Below are 20,877 nucleotides of genomic sequence, written 5' to 3'. Positions count from 1 at the left end.
GCCTTTATCAGAACTGATTTTCTGACAACAGATGAAAGGTTTCTCTTGCGGCATTTTGCTCCGCTTCTTTCTTGCTTTTGCCTGACCCGCGCCCCAGCACCTTGCCATTGCAGGACAGATGGACATAGAAGGTTTTATCGTGATCTGGACCTTCCTCTCTGTCCAGGTGATAGGAAATGATAATCTTCTTTCCGCGTTTTTGCAGAACTTCCTGCACCTGCGTCTTATAATCGGTAAATATTCTGCCTGCAAGGGCATCCTCAATAGTCTTCGCAAACTCTCTTGAAACAAAGCGAAAGGCTTCTTCAAAACCGCCATCTAAATAAATAGCACCTACTACAGCTTCCACTGCATCAGCAAGAATGGATTCTCTGTGTCTGCCTCCAGAGTGTTCTTCGCCTTTTCCCATATTCAAATATGCACCAATGTCAAGGCGTCTTGCCACCTGCGCCAAAGACTTTTCGCAGACAATAAGAGCTCTGGTTTTAGTCAGTTTTCCTTCATCCACTTTTTCCAAAAGCTTATAAAGCTCCACACTAATAATTGCGTCAAAAAAAGCGTCACCTAAGAACTCCAGCCGCTCGTTGTTATTTTTAACCTCAGTTCCATGCTCTCTGCAGAAGGAACTGTGGGTCAGCGCCTTGTTCAAAAGTTCTTTATCTTTAAATATATATTGGATTTTCTTCTCAAAATCTCCGTTATTCACTGATTAGTATCTCCTCAATCTCCAAAACTGAATTCTGTATGGTATCTACCACATTTTCCTCCACATAAGGGATTGCCTTCATGATGGTCTGCTTTACGGCCAGAGCATCAGAAGAGCCATGCATTTTCAGAAGGGCTCCCTTTACGCCAAGAAGCGGCGCCCCACCATATTCTGCGTAGTTAAACTCTTTTTTAATTTCTGAAAGCTGATCTTTCAAAAGAACCGCACCAAGTTTGGACTTAGTCGTTGACAGAAATCTGCGCTTCATCTCGCGAAGTACCATCAAACCCATACCTTCTGTCAATTTAATGATTGCATTCCCCGTAAAACCATCTGTAACGATGATATCGCAAATGCCATCCTGCAGACTTCTTGCCTCAATGCTGCCGATAAAGTTCAGATTACTCTTTGAAAGCAGTTCATAGGCAGCCTTTGTCAAAGTAGTACCTTTGCCTTCTTCTGTTCCGTTATTGACAAGTCCTACAGTCGGGTTCTCTCTCTTCAAAACCTTTTCCATATAAATGCTGCCCATAGTGGCAAACTCTAAAAGATTGCCTGGCTTGCACTCTGCGTTAGCGCCGGTATCTACCAAAAGAGACGGCTGCATGCCGATGACTGGATAAACTGTTGCCAGGGTCGGTCTGTCGATTCCTTGAATTCTTCCCAGAATAAAAAGTCCTCCTGCCAGAAGTGCCCCGGTGCTTCCTGCCGAAAGGAACACATCCGCTTCTTTGTTCTTCACCATGTTAAGACCCTTGACAATAGAAGAATCCTTTTTAGTTCTAACCGCCTTGACAGGAGCTTCATCGTTGGTGATTTCTTCGCTTGCGTCAATGACCTCTATCTTTTCAGAAATGGTCCCGTATTTAGCAAGGCATGCTCTGATTTTATCCTCATGACCAATAATCGTAATCTTATCTTTAATCTCTTTTGCTGCTGCAACTGCACCTTCTACAATAACTTCCGGCGCGTGGTCGCCACCCATACCGTCCAATAAAATTCTCATTCTGTACCTCCTAGCTCGCTGTCGCGTGAGCATACATAATTTATTTTAACACAATTCCATGTTTTATGCAAGAAATGGAAGGATTCTATAATAAATGTTATGTGTAGGTTTACAATAGATGTGTTACAACTGAATAAAAAAATTGCGAGATCTCATTTTTGTGTTAAAGTTAAGTTACCACCCCAAACCATTACACAGGAGATCCCGCATGACAAGTATAACACAAGATATGAGATTTCGTCTATCCCTTTTAAATTACGCTGAAAAATATGGTGTTACCAAGGCTGCTATTAAATACAAGGTCAATCGTCAGTACATCTATCGTTGGCGTCGCCGTTTTGACGGCTCTATCCAGTCGCTTAGAGAACATTCTAGAAGACCTCATCATCATCCTAAACAGCATACTCCTGAGGAACTGAAGCTCATCAAAGACATGCGCCGTAGAAACCCTCATGCCGGACTTGTCGTACTTTGGGTAAAACTCTCTCAGCGTGGATATTCTCGCTCTATTACCGGTCTTTGGCGTGTTCTCAGAAGGCTTAAACTTACTCCAATCAAGCCTCCAAATCCAAAGTATATCCCAAAGCCTTATGAACAAATGGATTATCCAGGTCAAAGGGTTCAGGTGGATGTAAAGCATGTTCCTGCCGTCTGCTTAGTTGGTGAAGCTTCAGGTCAAAAATTCTATCAATACACTGCTATCGATGAATTTTCTAGATTTCGCTATGTGGAAGCATTTGACGAAATCTCCAGCTATTCTTCAACAGTATTTTTAGAACACATGCTGAAAGCTTTTCCTTTTGTTGTGGAATGTGTGCAGACAGACAATGGTCCAGAGTTCACTAAGCGATTTGTTAGCAAAAGAGCGAATGACCTTAGCCGGTTTGAGAAAAAGCTCAAAGAACTGGGTATTGCGCATAAGTTGATTAAACCTTTTACACCAAGACATAATGGAAAGGTAGAACGATCACATAGAAAAGATAACGAATATTTCTATGCAACCCACTCGTTCTACTCCTTTGCAGATTTTGCTGCTCAGCTAAAGGTTCATAACCGAAAGTACAACAACTTTCCTATGCGTCCATTAAAGTGGCTTTCTCCTAAAGATACTTTATTTAATTTTTTGCATGACGGTGTAACATATGTTTGACAAACCTTCATGGAAGGATTCTATAATAAATGTTAGGAAGCGACCTCAACATTTAACATAGAACCAAAAACTACGTTACCGTTGTGCAAAGGAAGCCATGTTTCGCTTATTAGCACAACCGACAACCATAAAAGTTGTGCATACTAATGCTATAAGTGATGTCTTGCACAACGTTTCAATTTTTTACCGTTTAACAGCAAAAAAGTTGTGCAATCATAGGTATTTCCCGCCTGTTTTACACAACTTTCTGTTTGTATTCCACGATAAATACAGATCTGTCTGTTGGAAGTTGTGCAGGATAGTCTTCAGAAAACTATTTTGCACAACCGACACCGCCAAGAGTTGTGCAAATCAATACTATAAAACTTTTCCCTGCACAACTTTTTAAAAAATATACCCCCTACCCCTATATTACTGTACAATCTGATTGATAAATTTCATATACAAAAGAGAACTGCTCTCATGCACAAATTCCCGTGCAAAAGCAGTCCTCTTTCTTTTAATTTAAAATATCTGCTGTTTTACAGCATTTCTTTAATTACTGCGTCAATCTTTCTGGCTACTTCTCTGAAATCCTCTTCCTTGTAGCCTCTTGTGGTCATCGGCGCTGTACCAATTCTAACACCACTGGTTTCCTTCGGAGAACGTTTCTCGCCTGGCACGCAATTTTTGTTCAGGGTAATGCCGACTTCATCTAATTTATCCTGCAAATCCTTACCGCTGAACGGGAATTCCAGTAAATCTAATAGAAATACATGATTATCAGTGCCGCCGGTTACAATCTTGTAACCCAGTTTCAGGAATTCATCAGCAAAGGCTTTGCAGTTAGCGACAACCTGCGCTGCATATTCCTTATATTCCGGTCGAAGAGCTTCTTCCGCGCACACTGCTTTTCCTGCGATTACGTGTTCCAACGGACCGCCCTGGGCATAAGGGAACACCGCGCTGTCTACCTTTTTTGCTAAATCCTGACGAGCAAAGATCAGACCGCCTCTTGGTCCTCTCAAAGTCTTATGGGTTGTGGTGGTTACGATATCCGCATGACCGAATGGAGATGGGTGCGCACCTCCTGCCACAAGACCTGCAATGTGTGCCATATCCACCATAAAGTAAGCCCCTGCTTCCTTTGCAATTTCGGCAAAAGCAGCAAAGTCGATGATTCTGGAATAAGCGGAAGCACCAGTCAGAATCAGCTGCGGCTTGTATTCCTGCGCCTTCTTTCTGACGTCTTCCATATCGATGAATCCATTCTCATCTACATCGTAAAATACCATGTTATAAAGCTTTCCACTGAAGTTGACACCGGATCCATGCGTCAAATGTCCACCGTTATCCAAGCTCAGGGACAAAATGGTATCTCCCGGCTGCAAAATTGCCTTATATGCTGCAAAGTTTGCCTGAGAGCCGCTGTGTGGCTGCACGTTTACGTGGTAATCGGTGTCAAATACCTTTCTCCACATATCGCAGCAGTATTCCTCAAGCTCGTCGACAAACTTGGTTCCGCCATAGTATCTGCTGGTGTTGCCGGAGGTTCTCACATAAGGATAGCCTTCTGCATACTTCCAGGAAAGACAGCTTCCGCAAGCAGCCAGTACCGCCTCAGAACAATAATTTTCTGAAGCAATCAGCTCAATGTTGTTCTTCTGTCTGTTATATTCCTTTTCAATCAGATTCCCCACAACTGGAGAGGATTTCTTAATAAATTCAAAATTCTCTACGTTATAGGTGCTGTTATCTGCGCCTTCTCTGTTAAACATGTGTACACTTCCTTTCGGTTTTTGAAAATACCGTATTATTGTATCACAACAAAGATGGACTATTCAACCTAATTCTGTTCAAATCCATGAAATTCACGAAAAGAACAGTTTACACTTCTTCCATCTGTAAAATAGACACTTCAAAGGCAGTTTTGACCATCACATCGCCGTCCTCACATTTTTTCTTATACTGCCTGCTTTGAATTCTTCCGTGAAGGGCAATCTTTGCCCCCACTTCAAGACTTGATGAGTACACCGCATTTCGACCCCATGCAATGCACGGTATGTAGTCGGATTTGTTGTAAAGCCGGTTGACCGCCAGCATAATATCGCAGATTTTGCGCCCCAAAGGCGATGTCCTCCCAAGAGGCGGTTTGCAGATATAACCTTCCAGATAAATCTGATTCAGAGGTTCAAAGCATTCCTCTGCCTCAGCTATATCTCTTGCAAAGACTACAATATTTAAGCGGTTGTGACCGTCTACATCTTCGTTATACGTGCGAATCTGCCCCTGTACCTCAATCCACATGCCGACTTCAATCTGCATGGTGTTCAAAATCCGTTCGGAAGCCATGACAATAATTTGGTCTTCGTATCCGCTGTTTCTGGCAATGCCCACCTCAAAAGTATAAAATGCTTCCCCATATGTTTTATGATTCAGCTTCAGCCCATCTATGATTTCACCCCGAATACATGCTATGTTTGTAGGGTTATTACTGTCCGTCGTATTTATCATATTTTCCCTCCCAGAAATTCACATTAGTACATTGTATTCTGAGACGCAGAAAGTATGCCAATTAGCTAGTTTCCCCTGCCAGTGCCACCGGATTATATAAATTAGGGCATTTTATCGTATAAACAAGACTGTCTGCCTGCGCCGAAGTCAACGTATCCGGCGTCTTGCCGAAGTAATAGCCGGCCGCTTCCTTAATTCCATAGCAGTTTTCCCCAAAATAAATACAGTTTAAATACATTTCCAGGATTTCATCTTTGGAATAATCCCACTCCAGGTGAAACGCTACAAAGACCTCCGCTACCTTTCTCTCCATAACCTTTTCAAAATCGAAATACATATTCTTTGCAAGCTGCTGCGTAATTGTGCTTCCACCTTCTACAAAGCTTCCCGCAATGATGTCATTTTTTACTGCTCTTGCAATAGCGAGAGGATCTATGCCAAAATGCCAGGAAAAGCGTTTATCCTCAGACTTTATAATCTCTTCCACAAAATAATCGGACATCTCTGACAGAGGTACATAATCGTCACGTTCTCTGATTTCAGAAACTTTCTCTTCCAGGGGTACTTTTTCCACCGCAGTTTTGTACAGCTGATAGCCCCTGTACACTGTTGGCGCTGCAGCAATGCTGCATGCAAGCGCCAGTACCAAACAAACCTTAAATAGCTTTCTCAAAAAAAACACCCCTTTCCCATTTGATACTTTCATTGTATCCCATGAGAAAAGGGTATTCCATAGATATTCGTTACAGATTGCTTACAGTTTTGTAAGGTCCTTTTCTAAGAATCCTTGCGCCAAGCTGCTGCAGCTTTATTCCAGTACTTGTTCATCACCGTCACAATTACAAACCCCAGCGAAATAGCAAGAGCAATTGTAATTGCTGCGGTTCCATTTTCAGCAAACATGGCTTTGTCTTCGCTGACAAGACCATACATGGTATAATACAGTCTACCTCCGGGAATCAGCGGCACTGCTGCAGCAGTCAGAAAAATCGTCGCAGGAGCGCGATTTACCCGCGCCATAACCTCTGCGTAAACTGCTACAAAGACAGATGCAATAAGATTTGCCTCAAAATTGCTGCCTAGCCATTCAAAACAGGCAAGGTAAATGCCCCATGTAACCAGCCCTCCGATACCTGCATACAACACCTGCCTGCCTTTTATTTTTAGCATAAGAGCAAATCCAATGGATCCCAGAAAAGCAACAATCAGCTGTACAATCATAAGACACCTCCAAGGAGTATAATAGTCAGGGCAAAGCCGCAGGCAATAGCTGCTGCTATTAAAAGAGAATTGCACAGGCGTAAAAGCCCCGAAGCGATATCCCCTGTCAGCATATCACGCACTGCGTTGGTCAATGCAATGCCCGGAATCAGCAGCATAATTCCGCCAATCATGAGCATTTCCACATGATCTCCAATGCCCAGCGCTACAAAAACATGCGCACAAATACCTGCAACCACCGATGCTACAAAGTGATATACAATCTGATTTTTTTCCTGCTTTGCGTAAAACAACTCAAAGAGCACCATAACAATCGCCATCAGCGATGACGCTAGTCCATCTTTGATACTGCCGCCAAAGAACACGGCAAAAGCTCCGGCTCCCAGCATGCAGCCGATAAAATGCAACCAAACAGACTGTTTAGGACGCGCCAAAACCTCATCAAATTTTTGTCGAAGTTCGCAAACGTCCGGCTTATTCGCACAGATATATCTGCTCAAATTATTGAGATAATCAAGACGATCGAAATTAGTATCATAGCGAATCAGTCTTCTGATATGGGTCAAAATTCTGCCGTCTGGTGCTTCCATAGTTACCTGAATGTTGGAGGTAATGATAAACACATTAATCCGCTCTGCGCCGTAGCTTTCGCACATGCGCAAAATGCTGTCCTCCACACGACTAACTTCTGCACCGCAGCAGACCATCTCTTCTCCAATATCTAAAATGCCCTGCAAAATTCTGTCATAATCGAAATCCATTTATGCAATCTCCAGTTTCATAACCTCTGGGTGGCAATTCTTCTGATACTGCGGACAGTACTTGCACTCGAAGAAATTAGGGGCTGTTTCCGGATCGATGGCAGTAAAGCCGTTAGCGCGGAAGAATCCTGGCGCTCTTGCTACCAGATAAAGACTATCCCCACCAAGCTCCTTCACCGTATCAATCACCTTCTGCAGCAGTATATTGCCCACTTTCAACTTGCGATAAGGCGCATCCACCGCAATGCCGTCGATGATATAGCGGCCTTCTCTCTTTGCGAGAACCACTGCACCTACCAGGTGTTCCTCTGCACCGTGGACAATTTCAAAGCATCTTACGATATCCGTATCCACTTCCTCATCACCATCAAATTCAAGCTCATTTTCAACAAAAAACTGAACCAATTTCTCATACGCATCTGTCTGTCTCAAAATCAAACGCATCATATCGTTTCCTCTCCCATATTGTCTTCCAAAGTAAAGATTTTTAGTCGATTGTGCAAAACGCTGAAAGTCAGCGGCAGTTTTTCACCGTGTTCACCGTCAATATCCGTCGGTAAATCGCTGGACGCTTCTATTTTCAGGCTGTTGGTCTGAAAATGCAGCACTCTTTTGCTGGACGGATGGTTTCCTTGTAAAATTTTCACGAAAACCCCTGGCATTTCCAAAAGTCCCATGTTCCTAAACAGAATGACGTCGAGAAGTCCGTCGTTAATCTCTGAATCCGGTGAGATTTTCTTAAAACCGCCTGCCGATTTTCCGTTCATCACCACCATAAAATACATCTTTTCGCGGTAAACTTTTTCCGGCGTCGTCAGAGTCACCTTAATTGGCTTCAAGTTAGGCACTTCGGACAGTCCCTTTAGATAATATGCCAAAATACCGATAGTATTCTTTAAGGTTGGGTCGGTCTTCTGGCTGACGTCCACAACCTGCCCCATGGCTGCCACGTTAATAAAGTGACGGTCGTTGACCTTTCCCACATCGGCATAGGTATAATTATCCCCAAGAGCGATGTCCACCATGCGCTCTATATCGCCGGGGATATTGAAGTAATACGCAAAGTCATTCGCCGTTCCTGCAGGAAAAATCGCCAGCGGTAGATAGATATCATTTCGTATCATAGCGTTAACACATACATTGATGGTGCCATCGCCTCCGGCAGCGATAATCTGCCTGTATTCATTCTGCGTGCCTTCTCTGCTGATTTCCGCCAAAAAATCAGCAATCACTGTACCGTGAGCCGCCCGCACCGGCACCACCAGATAACCTGCGTCCTGGCAGCGACCGATGATATAGTCCAGATTGTTCTTGAACATGCCGCTTCCGGAATTTGGATTATAAAACAAAATAATCTTGTTAAGTTTCTCTGACTCCTGTTTCATTGATAAGTCCTCTAATCTTTCCAATCAAATATAATGAACCTGTGAATAATATTACATCATACGCTTCGTATAACCCCTGCGCACAGCTGACCGCCTCTTCTGCCTTGCTAAAGCAGTGGACATGACCTCCCCTTTTCTGCATCTTTTCTGCCAGTTCTTCTGCCGGCAGTTTTCTCGGATTGTCCGGCTCTGTGGCTATAAAATCCTTAGTTATATCCATAAAGGAGTCTAGAACTTCCTCCACTTCCTTATCTGCTAAAATACCGGTCACCATGAGGATTTTTTTATCTTTAAAGTGGCGAAGGACGGTTTCTTTCAGCGCCTTTGCCCCACCCGGATTGTGAGCGCCATCTAAGATTACAAAAGGCTCTTTTTCCATGATTTCAAAGCGTCCGATTTGCTTTGCCCGCTTAAAGCCCTCTGCAATCTGTTCATCGGTAACTGTGAAATCTCCTCGTTTATTTAACAGAGCGATTGCAGTCAGTGCTGTCAACGCATTTTGCACCTGATGACGCCCAACCATAGAAATCGTAAACTCGTAGGTTTCCTTTAGGACTTCAGCACGAACGCGAGTACCTTCTACCGTTTCTTCCAGAATTTCAAACGGACTTTGCAGTGCGTCAAAAATCGGCGTATGCTTTTCGATGGCCTTGTGCTTCAGTACCCACATGGCTTCCTCATTTTCTACACCGGTAATAACCGGACAGCCTTCTTTGATAATTCCCGCCTTTTCTGCAGCAATCTCCTCGATGGTCTCGCCCAGCCTGTCTGTGTGGTCCAGTGAAATAGAGGTAATAATGCTGCAAAGCGGCCGCTTTACTACATTGGTGGAGTCGCCCCTACCGCCAAGTCCTACTTCCAGCACTACAAAATCCGTATTCTTTTCTTTGAAATAGAGAAAAGCAACGGCAGTAATCACTTCAAATTCTGTCGGTGATTCATGACCTTCTGCAACCATTTCTTCTGTCATTGCAAGGACGACGTCGCTGCACCGCTGCAAATCCGCATCGGAAATAAAGCTGCCGTCAAATTCGATTCGTTCGTTGAATACCTCCAGAAAAGGCGAAGTAAACAGCCCGCACCGGTAGCCGGCTGCCTGCAGAATCTCATAGAGATACCTGCAGACAGAGCCTTTGCCGTTGGTTCCTGCAACGTGAAGCACTTTTAAATCCTCGTGAGGATTGCCCAGCTTTTCAAGAAGCACATTCATTCGTTCCAGCCCCAGCACCCAGCCAAATTTCTGAAATTCACTGATTTTGCTGATTGCATCCATCTTATTTGTTCACTTTCTTTGCGACCATAGCGAGTCTCGCCTCTACCTTGGCCAGCATATCTTCATATTTTGCCTGTTTTTCTTTTTCCTCGTTGATCACCTTTTCAGGTGCCTTTGCAAGGAATCCCTGGTTAGAAAGCTTGCCGGAAACGCGCTTTACTTCACCTTCCAGCTTTTTCTTTTCCTTGGTCAGACGATCAAACTCAGCATTAAAATCTACAAGGTCATCCAGCGGAATAAAGATTTCGATTCCTGCGATGACGGCAGACATAACCTCTTCTGGCACTTCCGACTTGTCAGTTACAAATTTGATATCACTGATGTTGGCAAGGTCTTTGATATATCTCTCGCCGCCCTTGATAATTTCCATCTTTTCTCCCTGCGCCAAAATCACTGCACGCAGCTGCTTGCTCGGTTTTGCGTCAGCTTCAGCACGGATATTTCTGATTGCGCCGATCGCTTCCATAGCGATTTCCAGTTTTTCCTCTTCTGCTGCAAAGCGCCTTTCTTCTGCAAATTCCGGCCATTTCGCCTGAATCAGGAAGCAGTTCGGATTCTCCTCTCTTTCGCAGTCGGAGTGCGGCAGGAAGGACCAGATTTCTTCTGTGATAAACGGCATGAACGGGTGCAGCATTTCCAGCATGTTCTTCAAAACCATAACCAGAACGAATCTGACAACCTTCTTGTCTTCTTCATCGTCGCCCCAGAGTCTTTTCTTTACCAGCTCAATGTACCAGTCACAGTACTCGTTCCAGATCAGTTCGTAAACTCTCTGCCCTGCCAGCGCAAGGTCATATTTTTCCAGCGCCTTTGTCACATAGTCGGCAGCGTCGTTGACTCTGCTGATCATCCATTTATCTTCATCGCGCAGTGCGATATTCGCAAAGTTTGTAGTATCTCCGCAAGCCATGCCGCAGCAGTCTGCGCAGCATTTTGCCAATTCTTTAAAGTTGCCTTCTTCGTCCTTAAGGTTCATGATAACGAATCTGGAAGCGTTCCAAAGTTTGTTGGCAAAATTTCTAGCAGATTCTAGCTTGTCTGTTTTAAAACGCATATCGTTACCCGGCGTAATACCTGTGGTCAGCATAAAACGCAAAGCGTCTGCTCCGTACTGGTCGATGACTTCCAGCGGGTCGATGCCGTTTCCAAGGGACTTACTCATCTTGCGACCTTCTGCGTCACGAACCAGTCCGTGAATATATACGTGATGGAACGGAGATTCTCCCATAGCTTCACAGCCGGAAAATACCATTCTGATGACCCAGAAGAAAATAATATCGTAGCCTGTTACCAGCACATCAGTCGGATAGAAGTATTCCAGTTCCTTAGTCTTTTCCGGCCAACCCAGTGTGGAAAACGGCCACAGCGCAGATGAGAACCAGGTATCAAGAACGTCTTCGTCCTGCGCTAAATCAGCAGAACCGCACTTTGGACACTTGGTTGGATCTTCCTCCGCTACAATCAGTTCTCCGCATTCCTGACAGTACCATGCCGGAATTCTATGTCCCCACCACAGCTGCCGGGAAATACACCAGTCTCTGATTTCTTCCAGCCAGTGGAGATAAGTCTTTTCAAAACGTTCAGGCACGTGAGTCAGCGCGCCGCTCTTTGCAGCTTCAATAGCAGGCTTTGCCAGTTCTTCCATCTTGACAAACCACTGATCGGAAAGCATTGGCTCGATGACAGTGTGGCATCTGTAGCACTCGCCTACTGGAATAACCTTCTCCTCGGTCTTTACAAGGTAGCCCGCTTCTTCCAAGTCTTTTACCCATGCTTTGCGGCACTGGTACCTGTCCATGCCTTCGTACTTTCCTGCCATGGCGTTCATTGTTGCATCTTCGTTGATACAGCAAAGATTTTCTAGTCCTGCACGCTGCCCTACTTCAAAGTCGTTAGGGTCGTGGGCCGGCGTAATCTTAACTGCGCCGGTTCCTTTTTCCGGATCCGGGTAAGGGTCTGCAATGACAGGAATTTCTCTGCCAACAAGTGGCAGAATGACTTTCTTTCCTACCATATCCTTATATCTTTCATCGCTTGGGTGTACGGCAATGGCAACGTCGCCGAACATAGTCTCAGGTCTTGAGGTTGCAACGACCATTTCCTTGCCGCCTTCTTCTGCAGCAGGATAGCGGAAATACCAATACTGTCCATTCTTGTCCTCGTGCTCTACTTCGGCGTCGGAAAGAGATGTACCGCACTGCGGACACCAGTTAATCAGACGGTTTCCTCTGTAAATGAGTCCCTTGTTATATAAATGAACGAAGAAATGTCTGACTGCCTTGTTGCAGCCTTCATCCATGGTGAATCGTTCTCTGCTCCAGTCGCAGGAATCTCCCAGCTTACGGCATTGTCTTGTGATTCTGCCGCCGTATTCTTCCTTCCATGCCCAGGCACGCTTTAAAAATTCTTCTCTGCCCAGATCTTCCTTTTCTTTGCCTTCGTCATTTCTGATTTTTTCTACCACCTTTACTTCCGTTGCAATGCTGGCGTGGTCAGAGCCCGGCAGCCACAGCGCACTGTAACCCTGCATTCTCTTCCAGCGAGTCAGTACATCCTGCAAAGTCTGGTCCAGGGCGTGTCCCATGTGCAGCTGGCCTGTAATATTTGGCGGCGGCATGACAATGGTAAAAGGCTTCTTATCCTCTCTCACCTCAGCACGGAAAGCGCCGTTCTTCTCCCACATCTCGTAAATGCGGTCCTCAAAATCCTTCGGATTATAGGTCTTTGCTAAGTTTTTTTCCATTGGAATCTCCTTCTTTCTATAGTTTGTTTTTCGGGTGCGCCAAGCTCCAGCAGGCAATAAAAAAGTCCTCTGTGAGCATGCACTCACAAAGGACGAAATTATTCCGCGGTACCACCTTTGTTCCATCTGAAGTTAGTCCAGATGACTCTCATTTCCAAAACAGCTCCAAAGCAACCTTCGGCGGACACGTTTCTCTAAGGTCTCTCAGCCTATGAACCTTATTCTCTGTAGAGTGTTTTCTCGCTTACTCCTCTTCTTCAACACTGCATATATTTTTTGTTTGTCTCAAATAGTATACCTAAAAGAAGTAAGATTTGCAAGGGTTTATTTTGTTGGTTTTGGCTGCGTTTAGTTTGAAGTTCATTATTGACGATGGTGCATAAGCTATGGACGCCAACTTCACTGCTTATTTTATAAATCCTTGCGTTACCTCTCCGAAATATGCCAACTTTCAGCGGTTTCTATAAGATTATTGCGCCAAGCTACTGGATTTAGCAGATGTAAATCTGCTGCAGCGAACCACCGCCTGGAAGTATTGAATCTGCCTTAGCATTGTGTTTTCCTCCAAAGCACTGTATAGACTTTTTAGCCTTTCTTTCGAGTCAGAAAAATTCCAACGATTGCTCCTATTAAAATAATCGGTGCGATTCTAACAAACAGCCACTCAAGCGAGTGAAAGGCTACGCCTAATACCGCAGTTTCCGGATCGCTATAGTTCCAACCTAAGTAAGGACTGACGGAAACGATTAGAAAGGCAAAAATGATTATGATAACCGCAGACAATGTAATAAGCAGCCAGTGAATCAGCGTTCTTCTTGCATTCTTCCGCTTTGCCAGCTGCAGGTTTATAATTTCTAGTTTTTCAGAAATTACTTTTAGGTCATCGACCTTTGTCTCAGCAATGGTTTCTCCAAGCAAAGCGCTGACCGGCGTTTCAAAGACCTCTGATATGGCGATTAGCATATCCGAATCCGGTACTGACAATCCCTGTTCCCATTTAGAGATCGTTTGTCTCACCACATTCAGCTTAACTGCAAGTTCCTCTTGAGAAAGGCCTTTTGATTTTCTAATTGTCTTAATATTTTCGTTTAACATTTTTAGATTTCCTCCTTTTTCAATCGATAAGGCGATTGTATAAGGAACCCGTCCGTTGCTGCAAGCAACGCAAATTAACATTTGAAATTATTGTAGCACAGACGTTTCTCATTGCCACGGTTCCATCGCTTGCCTACCACGGCAAACGCATGAAAAGTATCATGAACCATCAATACTGACAAAATGATAGCAGCATGCAGGATTTTGTCAGCAAATCGTGAAGAACCCCATCTTAATACGCCTGAAATCCTGACAGAACTGACAAAATCAAAAATAATTGTCAGTTCTGTCAGGATTTTTGATAGAAACACAGACAAAACTGACAAAAATCTAAAAAGCAGTCAGCTTTGTCTGTTTCAGAAAATCACTAAATATGTGGCGTTTATATGTCCACACATTTTTTCATACAATTTATAATTCTTCCTTCAGCTCTTTGATGGTCTTTCCAAACACAGGATGCCGCACCCAGGGTGCAATCTGCGCCAGAGGTGTCAGCACAAAGTCTCGCTTATGCATTTCCACATGAGGAATCGTAAGCGCCTCGCTGTCCATTACCAAATCGTCGTAGAGCAAAATATCCAAATCCAGTGTTCTCGGTCCCCAGTGGATTTCCCGCTTTCTGTCAGCCGCAGCCTCTATCTCATGAAGAAGCGTAAGCAGTTCTGCAGGCGAAAGCAGGGTTTCCAGTTCCAAACAGCTGTTGAGAAAATCGTCCTGCTCTACACCGCCGTAAGGTTCGGTAACGATATAATCTGCAACCTTCTTGACACGGCAACCCTCTGACTGAGAGAGACGAGAAACTGCCATGTCCAAATAACCTTTCTTATCCCCCAGATTAGAACCCAGTGCAATATAGCAGCGATGCCAGAATCTGGTGATTTTAACCGATACATAGTCGAGAGGAAGCTTTACAGGAGCCCAAGGCTTTTTGATTTCCAGGGAAATCCCGCGTACCAGCGGAAATGCCTCAAGAACAGCCCATGCCAGCTGCTCTGCCGCAGCCTCTATAAGTTTATAGGTATGCTCCTGCAGGAATCCTACCATAAACTGTGATACTTCCCCATAATGAGTGGATTCTGTCAGGTCATCGCTTCTTCCTGCACTCTGCAAATCACTATAAAGCACAGCGGACACAACAAACTTTTGTCCCAGTGCAGTCTCCTCGGAAAAAAACGCCATGATTGGCAAAAAACTGCAGATTTTCTATATGAATTTCATCGTACTTTTTCATTTTCCTTCTCCCATAATCGCAAGGGTCATTTGAATCGCCCTGAAATTTTCTTTGATGTCATGGACACGAACAAAGGCTGCGCCCTTCATCACACCCATGACTGTCGTTGCTACCGTTCCTTCGACACGCTCCTCTACTGGTAGATTGAGCGCATTTCCAATCATAGATTTTCTCGAAGTAGCAAGTAATACCGGATATCCTAATGCACAAAGTTCCTCCAGGCGATTGACAACAATCAAATTATGTTCATATGTTTTTCCAAAGCCTACACCTGGGTCCAGCATAATCTGATCTTTTGAAATTCCTGCTACCTGTGCAATTTCCAATGTTTCTCGCATGTCTTCCAACATATCTGCCATAAAATCCTCGTACTCGGCTTTTTCCCGATTATGCATAAGACAGCAAGGAACATCATACGCAGCAATCAACTCCGCTATTTTCTTATCGTATTTCAGTCCCCAGATATCGTTGACCATATCTGCCCCCGCTTTAAGTGCCGCTTCTACCACCTGTGATTTATAGCTGTCAATAGACACAGGCACGTCAAAATTTTCCTTTACCATCTCAATACACGGTACCACCCGCCGGATTTCTTCTTCTATAGAAATCTGCACATGACCCGGCCTCGTGGACTCTCCACCAATATCGATTAAATCTGCTCCTTCATCAATCATCTGCGCCACATGTGCTTTCGCCCGTGTCAGGTCGTTCCACTTTCCTCCATCAGAAAAGGAATCCGGCGTGACGTTAAGGATTCCCATGATATAGCAGCTATTTACAAAGTCAAAATCTCTATTTCCAATTTTCATTTCAGTCTTTGATCTCCTTGTTTTTCTTATCTTCGCTCCAGTTACAGGTGCCCTGTTGTTTACAATAAAAACAATTTCGTGAACCTTTATCTGCACGATACAAAAGTCCCGCTAAATCAGGTCGTAATCTGGTATCCGGCTGTCTATGGTCACCAATCGCCTCAATAATTGCAGCGCATTCCCCTTCGCAAAAGCCGGTTTCACTCAAAATCGTACCTGCCAGTGCGCAGCTTGCCTCATCATGCGGTATGCCCTGCACATACTCCAGACCTCGTCCAATATCGTGAAGCAGTGCCGCCGCATAAATCAGTTCCTTGCTGACTCCGAGACTTTCTTCCAGATTTTCGATATATGCCAGCCTTGCTGTATCCAGCAAATGAGTCAAATCGTGCTTACAATATACACGAGTCTCTTCCATAGACTCAATTTGCGCCATCGCTCCCTGCCAAAGCGGGTGCCTGATGATTCGATTTACTCGCTTCATATGTTTCATCACTTGCCCATCACCTGAAAGAAACGATTCTGCAGCTTCTCATCCTGCTCAAACGCACCTCTGGTAACCACTGTTACAGTCTTTGCACCCGGTTTTTTAATACCGCGCATGGTCATACACATGTGCTCAGCTTCAATGAGCACCATAACTCCTTTGGGCTGCAATTCTTCCATAAAAGCGTCAGCAATCTGCGCTGCAAGCCGCTCCTGCAGCTGAAAGCGCTTTGCGAAAACCTCCACAGTTCTGGCAATCTTGGAAAGTCCTACAACCTCACCATTTGGAATATATGCTACAGCTACATTTCCATAAAAAGGAAGCATATGGTGTTCGCAGAAAGAATAGAAATGAATATCTTTCTCCAAAATCATGTCGCTGTTTTCCACATGAAATCGCTTGGCAAGATGCGTCTGTGCGCTGTCGGTATATCCGGCTGCAAGTTCCTCGTACATGCGTGCAATCCGCTCCGGCGTTTCCCTCAGTCCTTCCCTGTTTATATCTTCGCCGATTCCATCAAGAATCAGACGTACACCTTCTTTTATCTTTTCACTATCCATTACTGTATCATGTCCTTTCAAAAGTTCATTGCCCATAGATTTCATTATATGACATTTCCCCGCGAAGTACAAGGAAAAAGCAAGAAAAACACATATTCACACAATCATTATCTTATGTATGGCTTAGTGCCCTTTTCAACAGATTTTACCAGATAAATTGAGAATTATAACTTTAAGCTATATTGTAAAAGATTATAACGATGTCCGTCTTTGCCGTCTATTTCAGTTACTGTAGAAATCATCGAGAAACCAAATGACTCTGCCAAAAGATTAGATGCTCTGTTTTCCTCTCTTGTCGAATAAATAAATTCTTTTGCATCAAACTCCTTTTTGCAATATTGAATCAACCCCCGAAGAATCTGTTTTCCAAACCCTTTCCGTACATAATTGGGACCTAAACATATCCCTGCTTCTTGATAGGTGCAAGGACCAATCTTTTCTACGCCGGCAAAGCCAATCGCCTTACCACTTGCCCTTTCATAAACCAAATATGTATCATGCTCTTTTTGAAATGCAATAGTTTTTATCATCCGTATTTTGGCATCATCTTCGTTTGTAGTAATACTCCAAGACATGTATTTTGCACTTTCCGGTTGAGACCAAACATTGTAATACATTTCTTTCCAATCCGAAAACTTCGCCTTATCAAGAATAAGACTCTCTGTTTCAATCATTTTCAAATTCTCCTGCAAATCCCAATTTACCCACTTAAATTACACCTATTTTTACAGGTATCCGTCTACTGTTTTTTCATCTATAAATCACTTTTGAAACTCCGAATCCGGGTCGCCCATGGCTTTCCAGCCAAACCGCACCACAGATACGATAATTGAAGTTAAAGTGATGGCTTCATTTAGAACGCCGCCCCACGAGCCGGCATAGATATCGTAAATCAGCCAGCAAGGTGATGCACAGAACAAATTAGCCCCTCTTATCATCTTCGCATTATTGGTCCAATAGAAAATTGTACTAACCGATGACGCTAAAAATGTCAAAATGGTAACAGGACCTGCCCATGTAAAAATCAGAACCACTGCAAAGGCAGCACAAAATGCCCACGCAAGTTCTTTCCTCTGCACCCATTTCCATTCATTGTACTTTGTCAAAAGCGCATATCTCAGAATATTAAGCAACATGCTCAAACAGCCGCTGTACGCACCCAGCATGAAAAACTGAATGCAGAAAAGCAGCGAACCTAAAAGTTGAAATATGTACAGCGCCCTATTGGACTTGATTTGATAAGAAACGATAAAGGCAATTACGCCCAGAAATCCGATTCCCTGTATGAAGATATCCATATCTTTTCACCTCGCAACCACAATTGGCTGATAAAATCCAGTTTCTTCCGGCATTTTCCAGATAACTTCGCAAAATCCGCCGGCAAGGAGTAAATCTGTCAGTTCCTGTCTGCGCACTGCTCTGTATTCACAGGCAAACTTGCTGATTCGCGGTTCTCCCTCATCTTCGATGATATATTGGGTAAACTGATAATGGTCGCCATTCCAATCCCATGTCTGAAAAGAAACCCGCTGACCACCCTCGGTTTTGTGAATGTATGGCGGCGAATAAGTCGGTTTTTCCGCAAGAATGCTGTCATAGTCTCTAATGCTTGCGACAAAAATACCGCCGGATTTTGTACGGTCTGAAATGCTGTTTACCGCACTTGCCAGCGCCTCATGGGAAAGCATATGTGGAAGCGCATTGTCCATTGCGATGACGATATCAAACTGCCGATCAAAAGTTTTGGATAAAGCACAGAAATCCGCCTGAGTAAATACAATATCTACATGATTATCCGCAGCTCTCTTTTTCGCCTCTGCAAGCTCCCCCTCGCTGAGATCCGAAGCAGTTACTTTATAACCTTTTTGTGCGATACCTACAGCCTGCGTACCAATGCCGCATGCGCAGTCGAGAATCTCTGCATCAGTATCAAAGCCGTAACCTTTAAAAATCTTATCTAAAAGCGCCGCTTGTTCTTTGGTTGTTTCCTCCCAATTCTGAAACAGCTTATCGTATTGACTTGCCATCTGGTCGTAAAAATTCTGTGTAATAGCTATTTTCATAGACTTCCTTTCTGTGTTACCAATTTTTTTGCAAAATAATTTCCAGAGGCTCACCGGAAAGCAGCAAAGCCCCACAATCAATAATCCATTAACTGTGTGCCATAGCCTTTACCTCTGTAACCTTCCAGAAAAAACAACATATTCATAAAAGGAATGCTGTCCCAGAATAAATTGTACCGCAGCCAGCCAGCAAATGTGTTCGCCTGGAACATAACGAGAATTCTTCCTGATTCTATACAGTTTTTAAGTTCCTCTTCAGAAACTCCGTGTTCATACTGTTTCAGAACTTCAAAGTCATTCATATTTGCATATCGAATCATATCATCTTCTCCTTATTGCTATATGAAAGGAAAATTTTCTTCGTCATAAGCTTTTACACGCTTAGCATTCAGTTCATCATCGTAAATATCTGATTCATAGTATTTGCCGCCTTTAGCAGAAGAAAGATATCCAGGAATAAGTTCCATTCCCATAAATGCGGGATAATGATTTCCGTTTAAATCCGTTATACCCCACGTATACGCCTCCTTAAAACCAAACTGCGGATAGTACTCCGGTCTGCCAAAGAATAGAATTGCTCCGAAACCCATTTTCTTTGCTTTAGCAATCATCCCAGTAAGGAGTGCCTTTCCAACACCTTTCCTCTGTAGCTCTGGCAATACGCTAATTGGTCCAAAATTCAAAACAGGAATCGTTCTATCTTCCATTCTTACTTCTGCCTTGCTGCAAATGACATGTCCTGCGATGGTTTCATCTATTTCAGCAACTAAACTAAGACCTGGTATTCCATCTCTCCGTCTCAACTCATGCACCATCCAGTGCTCATATGGACAGCCAATCCCTCCATCCTCTATTCTGCCAGGATAGGAAAAAGCTTCTCTGGTGATTTCTTCAACCCTGCGATAGTCCTTTTCCTGTTCCTCTCTAATTGTAATATTCATCGACACTCTCCCCAAATCTCCTATGTACCTTAGCCACCAGTAATGGCTGAATGTCCGGATAAGTCCATGCCTCCGGCAACTCATCAAATAACTCAATCTTTTCCATCTCACTATTTAGCTTAGGATTAAATTCGCTTATTTCAGCATAATAAAGCATGCCGTATGTCTCATCACCGGTTTCATTCACCCTGTTCTTCCCAGTAACGGAATAAACGCATACCGAATTTATGATAAATTGCACAGCTCCCGTTTCTTCCATCAGTTCTCGCTTTGCTGTCTCCAATATTGTTTCACCTTTTTCCCTATGCCCACCGGGAACTTCATAAGTATTTCTCTCTTTATGTTTACAAAACACCCATTTCCCCTCAGACCTTGAAACAATTACTGCAAATTTTAATAATTTGTCATCAACACTATCATAAAAATTCACTTTTAACATATCATCTTTTTCTCTTGAAGTTATCATTATGTTCAATCTCCCTCTTATGCCCCAGATGTATACCAATATGTCCGATTCCCAGCGTGATGACCGCAACCAGCAGCAATATATTTTTCCCATATACCGCCAGCAGTCCAAATGCAAAAACCGGCAGGCTTGCGCCTGCTACGGGAATGCCGAAAAGACTGCTGTAAAAGTCCGCCATGGTTTTCTCGCTTTTGAAGTAGCGAATCCAAAATGCTTCATATAATACCAGAAGTAGAAAAGCTCCCGCCAAAATCAATGTCCTGCCGGACACCTGCCCTACATTAAAATCTGTAAATATCAGTGCCAAACAAGTTACTGCTACTTCTCCTACTCGCTCAAATGCCAACAGAATTTTATTTTCGCTGCCGACATAGTTCTCATAACCTACCGGTTTATTGCGGCTCCAAATCAAATTGGGCACCATCAGCATTGCCAAAAAGACAAGACCCACATAAGAAAATCCCAAATTCATCTCTTTTCCCTTAAA

At 43.7% G+C, this 20,877-nt stretch carries 24 protein-coding genes; 1 reads left to right on the top strand and 23 read right to left on the bottom strand.

The genetic code is table 11. The features are described from left to right. Positions 1–7: 7 nt before the first annotated feature. Both rnc and plsX read right to left on the bottom strand, forming a co-directional pair. Entirely contained in the window at positions 8–706 is a 699-nt protein-coding gene (gene rnc / locus V1225_RS09140; RefSeq protein WP_160202236.1) for a ribonuclease III, read from the bottom strand. Beyond that, entirely contained in the window at positions 699–1,712 is a 1,014-nt protein-coding gene (plsX, locus tag V1225_RS09135) for a phosphate acyltransferase PlsX (protein ID WP_160202237.1), read from the bottom strand. Before plsX ends, rnc begins: the two co-directional genes overlap by 8 nt. Before the next feature lie 208 nt (positions 1,713–1,920). Between plsX and V1225_RS09130 the strand changes: the two genes are divergently transcribed. Continuing rightward, positions 1,921–2,862, top strand: coding sequence for a DDE-type integrase/transposase/recombinase (locus tag V1225_RS09130; RefSeq protein ID WP_251615363.1), 942 nt, complete (start codon positions 1,921–1,923; stop codon positions 2,860–2,862). A 521-nt stretch (positions 2,863–3,383) separates the two neighbouring features. Here V1225_RS09130 and glyA read toward each other — a convergent pair. From glyA to V1225_RS09025, 21 genes are all read right to left on the bottom strand, one after another. Then, positions 3,384–4,619, bottom strand: coding sequence for a serine hydroxymethyltransferase (gene glyA, locus V1225_RS09125; protein WP_160202238.1), 1,236 nt, complete (start codon positions 4,617–4,619; stop codon positions 3,384–3,386). A 109-nt stretch (positions 4,620–4,728) separates the two neighbouring features. Then, positions 4,729–5,355 (bottom strand): single-stranded DNA-binding protein, encoded by a 627-nt coding sequence (locus V1225_RS09120; protein WP_160202239.1) that lies wholly within the window; start codon positions 5,353–5,355, stop codon positions 4,729–4,731. 61 nt (positions 5,356–5,416) lie between these two features. Continuing rightward, positions 5,417–6,028 (bottom strand): biosynthetic peptidoglycan transglycosylase, encoded by a 612-nt coding sequence (locus tag V1225_RS09115; RefSeq protein WP_160202240.1) that lies wholly within the window; start codon positions 6,026–6,028, stop codon positions 5,417–5,419. Between the two features lie 104 nt (positions 6,029–6,132). Continuing rightward, the gene (locus V1225_RS09110; protein ID WP_160202241.1) at positions 6,133–6,576 is read right to left on the bottom strand and encodes a threonine/serine exporter family protein; all 444 of its coding nucleotides are present in this window, start codon (positions 6,574–6,576) and stop codon (positions 6,133–6,135) included. Continuing rightward, on the bottom strand, positions 6,573–7,337 hold the full coding sequence (locus tag V1225_RS09105) for a threonine/serine exporter family protein (protein WP_161907564.1): 765 nt from the start codon (positions 7,335–7,337) through the stop codon (positions 6,573–6,575). The genes V1225_RS09110 and V1225_RS09105 overlap by 4 nt, the downstream gene beginning before the upstream one ends. Next, positions 7,338–7,784: a GNAT family N-acetyltransferase gene (locus tag V1225_RS09100; RefSeq protein WP_160202243.1), complete on the bottom strand. Its 447-nt coding sequence runs from the start codon at positions 7,782–7,784 to the stop codon at positions 7,338–7,340. After that, complete coding sequence (locus V1225_RS09095; protein WP_251615637.1) at positions 7,781–8,722, bottom strand: YegS/Rv2252/BmrU family lipid kinase; 942 nt, start codon at positions 8,720–8,722, stop codon at positions 7,781–7,783. Before V1225_RS09095 ends, V1225_RS09100 begins: the two co-directional genes overlap by 4 nt. Continuing rightward, positions 8,697–9,995, bottom strand: a complete 1,299-nt coding sequence (locus V1225_RS09090) for a folylpolyglutamate synthase/dihydrofolate synthase family protein (protein ID WP_338546205.1) — start codon at positions 9,993–9,995, stop codon at positions 8,697–8,699. The genes V1225_RS09095 and V1225_RS09090 overlap by 26 nt, the downstream gene beginning before the upstream one ends. A gap of 1 nt (position 9,996) precedes the next feature. Then, complete coding sequence (locus V1225_RS09085; RefSeq protein WP_161907566.1) at positions 9,997–12,738, bottom strand: valine--tRNA ligase; 2,742 nt, start codon at positions 12,736–12,738, stop codon at positions 9,997–9,999. Between the two features lie 585 nt (positions 12,739–13,323). Beyond that, positions 13,324–13,833, bottom strand: a complete 510-nt coding sequence (locus V1225_RS09080; protein ID WP_160202247.1) for a helix-turn-helix transcriptional regulator — start codon at positions 13,831–13,833, stop codon at positions 13,324–13,326. A gap of 411 nt (positions 13,834–14,244) precedes the next feature. Next, positions 14,245–15,012 (bottom strand): 2-amino-4-hydroxy-6-hydroxymethyldihydropteridine diphosphokinase, encoded by a 768-nt coding sequence (folK, locus tag V1225_RS09075; RefSeq protein WP_338546203.1) that lies wholly within the window; start codon positions 15,010–15,012, stop codon positions 14,245–14,247. A 48-nt stretch (positions 15,013–15,060) separates the two neighbouring features. Then, entirely contained in the window at positions 15,061–15,873 is an 813-nt protein-coding gene (folP, locus tag V1225_RS09070; RefSeq protein ID WP_161907568.1) for a dihydropteroate synthase, read from the bottom strand. Between the two features lies 1 nt (position 15,874). Then, positions 15,875–16,366, bottom strand: coding sequence for an HD domain-containing protein (locus tag V1225_RS09065; RefSeq protein WP_251631679.1), 492 nt, complete (start codon positions 16,364–16,366; stop codon positions 15,875–15,877). Then, positions 16,366–16,965, bottom strand: a complete 600-nt coding sequence (folE, locus tag V1225_RS09060) for a GTP cyclohydrolase I FolE (protein WP_350339722.1) — start codon at positions 16,963–16,965, stop codon at positions 16,366–16,368. Before folE ends, V1225_RS09065 begins: the two co-directional genes overlap by 1 nt. 119 nt (positions 16,966–17,084) lie before the next feature. Beyond that, complete coding sequence (locus V1225_RS09055) at positions 17,085–17,594, bottom strand: GNAT family N-acetyltransferase (protein ID WP_161907569.1); 510 nt, start codon at positions 17,592–17,594, stop codon at positions 17,085–17,087. An 87-nt stretch (positions 17,595–17,681) separates the two neighbouring features. Next, entirely contained in the window at positions 17,682–18,218 is a 537-nt protein-coding gene (locus V1225_RS09050; RefSeq protein ID WP_160202251.1) for a YgjV family protein, read from the bottom strand. 6 nt (positions 18,219–18,224) lie between these two features. Beyond that, positions 18,225–18,983 carry a class I SAM-dependent methyltransferase gene (locus V1225_RS09045; protein WP_160202252.1) on the bottom strand — a complete coding sequence of 253 codons (759 nt, stop codon included), beginning with the start codon at positions 18,981–18,983 and terminating at the stop codon, positions 18,225–18,227. A 77-nt stretch (positions 18,984–19,060) separates the two neighbouring features. After that, entirely contained in the window at positions 19,061–19,303 is a 243-nt protein-coding gene (locus V1225_RS09040; RefSeq protein WP_338546201.1) for a GNAT family N-acetyltransferase, read from the bottom strand. 18 nt (positions 19,304–19,321) lie between these two features. After that, on the bottom strand, positions 19,322–19,924 hold the full coding sequence (locus V1225_RS09035) for an N-acetyltransferase (protein WP_161907572.1): 603 nt from the start codon (positions 19,922–19,924) through the stop codon (positions 19,322–19,324). After that, the gene (locus V1225_RS09030) at positions 19,908–20,390 is read right to left on the bottom strand and encodes an NUDIX domain-containing protein (RefSeq protein ID WP_243151125.1); all 483 of its coding nucleotides are present in this window, start codon (positions 20,388–20,390) and stop codon (positions 19,908–19,910) included. The genes V1225_RS09035 and V1225_RS09030 overlap by 17 nt, the downstream gene beginning before the upstream one ends. Then, positions 20,365–20,862: a hypothetical protein gene (locus tag V1225_RS09025; protein WP_161907573.1), complete on the bottom strand. Its 498-nt coding sequence runs from the start codon at positions 20,860–20,862 to the stop codon at positions 20,365–20,367. Before V1225_RS09025 ends, V1225_RS09030 begins: the two co-directional genes overlap by 26 nt. Between the last annotated feature and the right edge of the window lie 15 nt (positions 20,863–20,877).

Origin of the sequence: Emergencia sp. JLR.KK010 (assembly GCF_037018265.1) — a bacterium.
In the GTDB taxonomy this organism is placed as follows: Bacteria; Bacillota; Clostridia; order Peptostreptococcales; family Anaerovoracaceae; genus Senimuribacter; species Senimuribacter intestinalis.
Note: the sequence above shows the minus strand (reverse complement) of the source record. Positions and strands in the feature narration are given on the sequence as shown.

Bases quoted from the DNA above. Each gene is read 5' to 3' on its own strand.
- plsX (WP_160202237.1), bottom strand. From the start codon at position 1,712: ATGAGAATTTTATTGGACGGTATGGGTGGCGACCACGCGCCGGAAGTT.
- V1225_RS09130 (WP_251615363.1), top strand. From the start codon at position 1,921: ATGACAAGTATAACACAAGATATGAGATTTCGTCTATCCCTTTTAAAT.
- glyA (WP_160202238.1), bottom strand. From the start codon at position 4,619: ATGTTTAACAGAGAAGGCGCAGATAACAGCACCTATAACGTAGAGAAT.
- V1225_RS09120 (WP_160202239.1), bottom strand. From the start codon at position 5,355: ATGATAAATACGACGGACAGTAATAACCCTACAAACATAGCATGTATT.
- V1225_RS09110 (WP_160202241.1), bottom strand. From the start codon at position 6,576: ATGATTGTACAGCTGATTGTTGCTTTTCTGGGATCCATTGGATTTGCT.
- V1225_RS09105 (WP_161907564.1), bottom strand. From the start codon at position 7,337: ATGGATTTCGATTATGACAGAATTTTGCAGGGCATTTTAGATATTGGA.
- V1225_RS09100 (WP_160202243.1), bottom strand. From the start codon at position 7,784: ATGATGCGTTTGATTTTGAGACAGACAGATGCGTATGAGAAATTGGTT.
- V1225_RS09095 (WP_251615637.1), bottom strand. From the start codon at position 8,722: ATGAAACAGGAGTCAGAGAAACTTAACAAGATTATTTTGTTTTATAAT.
- V1225_RS09090 (WP_338546205.1), bottom strand. From the start codon at position 9,995: ATGGATGCAATCAGCAAAATCAGTGAATTTCAGAAATTTGGCTGGGTG.
- V1225_RS09085 (WP_161907566.1), bottom strand. From the start codon at position 12,738: ATGGAAAAAAACTTAGCAAAGACCTATAATCCGAAGGATTTTGAGGAC.
- V1225_RS09080 (WP_160202247.1), bottom strand. From the start codon at position 13,833: ATGTTAAACGAAAATATTAAGACAATTAGAAAATCAAAAGGCCTTTCT.
- folK (WP_338546203.1), bottom strand. From the start codon at position 15,012: ATGGCGTTTTTTTCCGAGGAGACTGCACTGGGACAAAAGTTTGTTGTG.
- folP (WP_161907568.1), bottom strand. From the start codon at position 15,873: ATGAAAATTGGAAATAGAGATTTTGACTTTGTAAATAGCTGCTATATC.
- V1225_RS09065 (WP_251631679.1), bottom strand. From the start codon at position 16,366: ATGAAACATATGAAGCGAGTAAATCGAATCATCAGGCACCCGCTTTGG.
- folE (WP_350339722.1), bottom strand. From the start codon at position 16,965: ATGAAATCTATGGGCAATGAACTTTTGAAAGGACATGATACAGTAATG.
- V1225_RS09055 (WP_161907569.1), bottom strand. From the start codon at position 17,594: ATGATTGAAACAGAGAGTCTTATTCTTGATAAGGCGAAGTTTTCGGAT.
- V1225_RS09050 (WP_160202251.1), bottom strand. From the start codon at position 18,218: ATGGATATCTTCATACAGGGAATCGGATTTCTGGGCGTAATTGCCTTT.
- V1225_RS09045 (WP_160202252.1), bottom strand. From the start codon at position 18,983: ATGAAAATAGCTATTACACAGAATTTTTACGACCAGATGGCAAGTCAA.
- V1225_RS09040 (WP_338546201.1), bottom strand. From the start codon at position 19,303: ATGATTCGATATGCAAATATGAATGACTTTGAAGTTCTGAAACAGTAT.
- V1225_RS09035 (WP_161907572.1), bottom strand. From the start codon at position 19,924: ATGAATATTACAATTAGAGAGGAACAGGAAAAGGACTATCGCAGGGTT.
- V1225_RS09030 (WP_243151125.1), bottom strand. From the start codon at position 20,390: ATGATAACTTCAAGAGAAAAAGATGATATGTTAAAAGTGAATTTTTAT.
- V1225_RS09025 (WP_161907573.1), bottom strand. From the start codon at position 20,862: ATGAATTTGGGATTTTCTTATGTGGGTCTTGTCTTTTTGGCAATGCTG.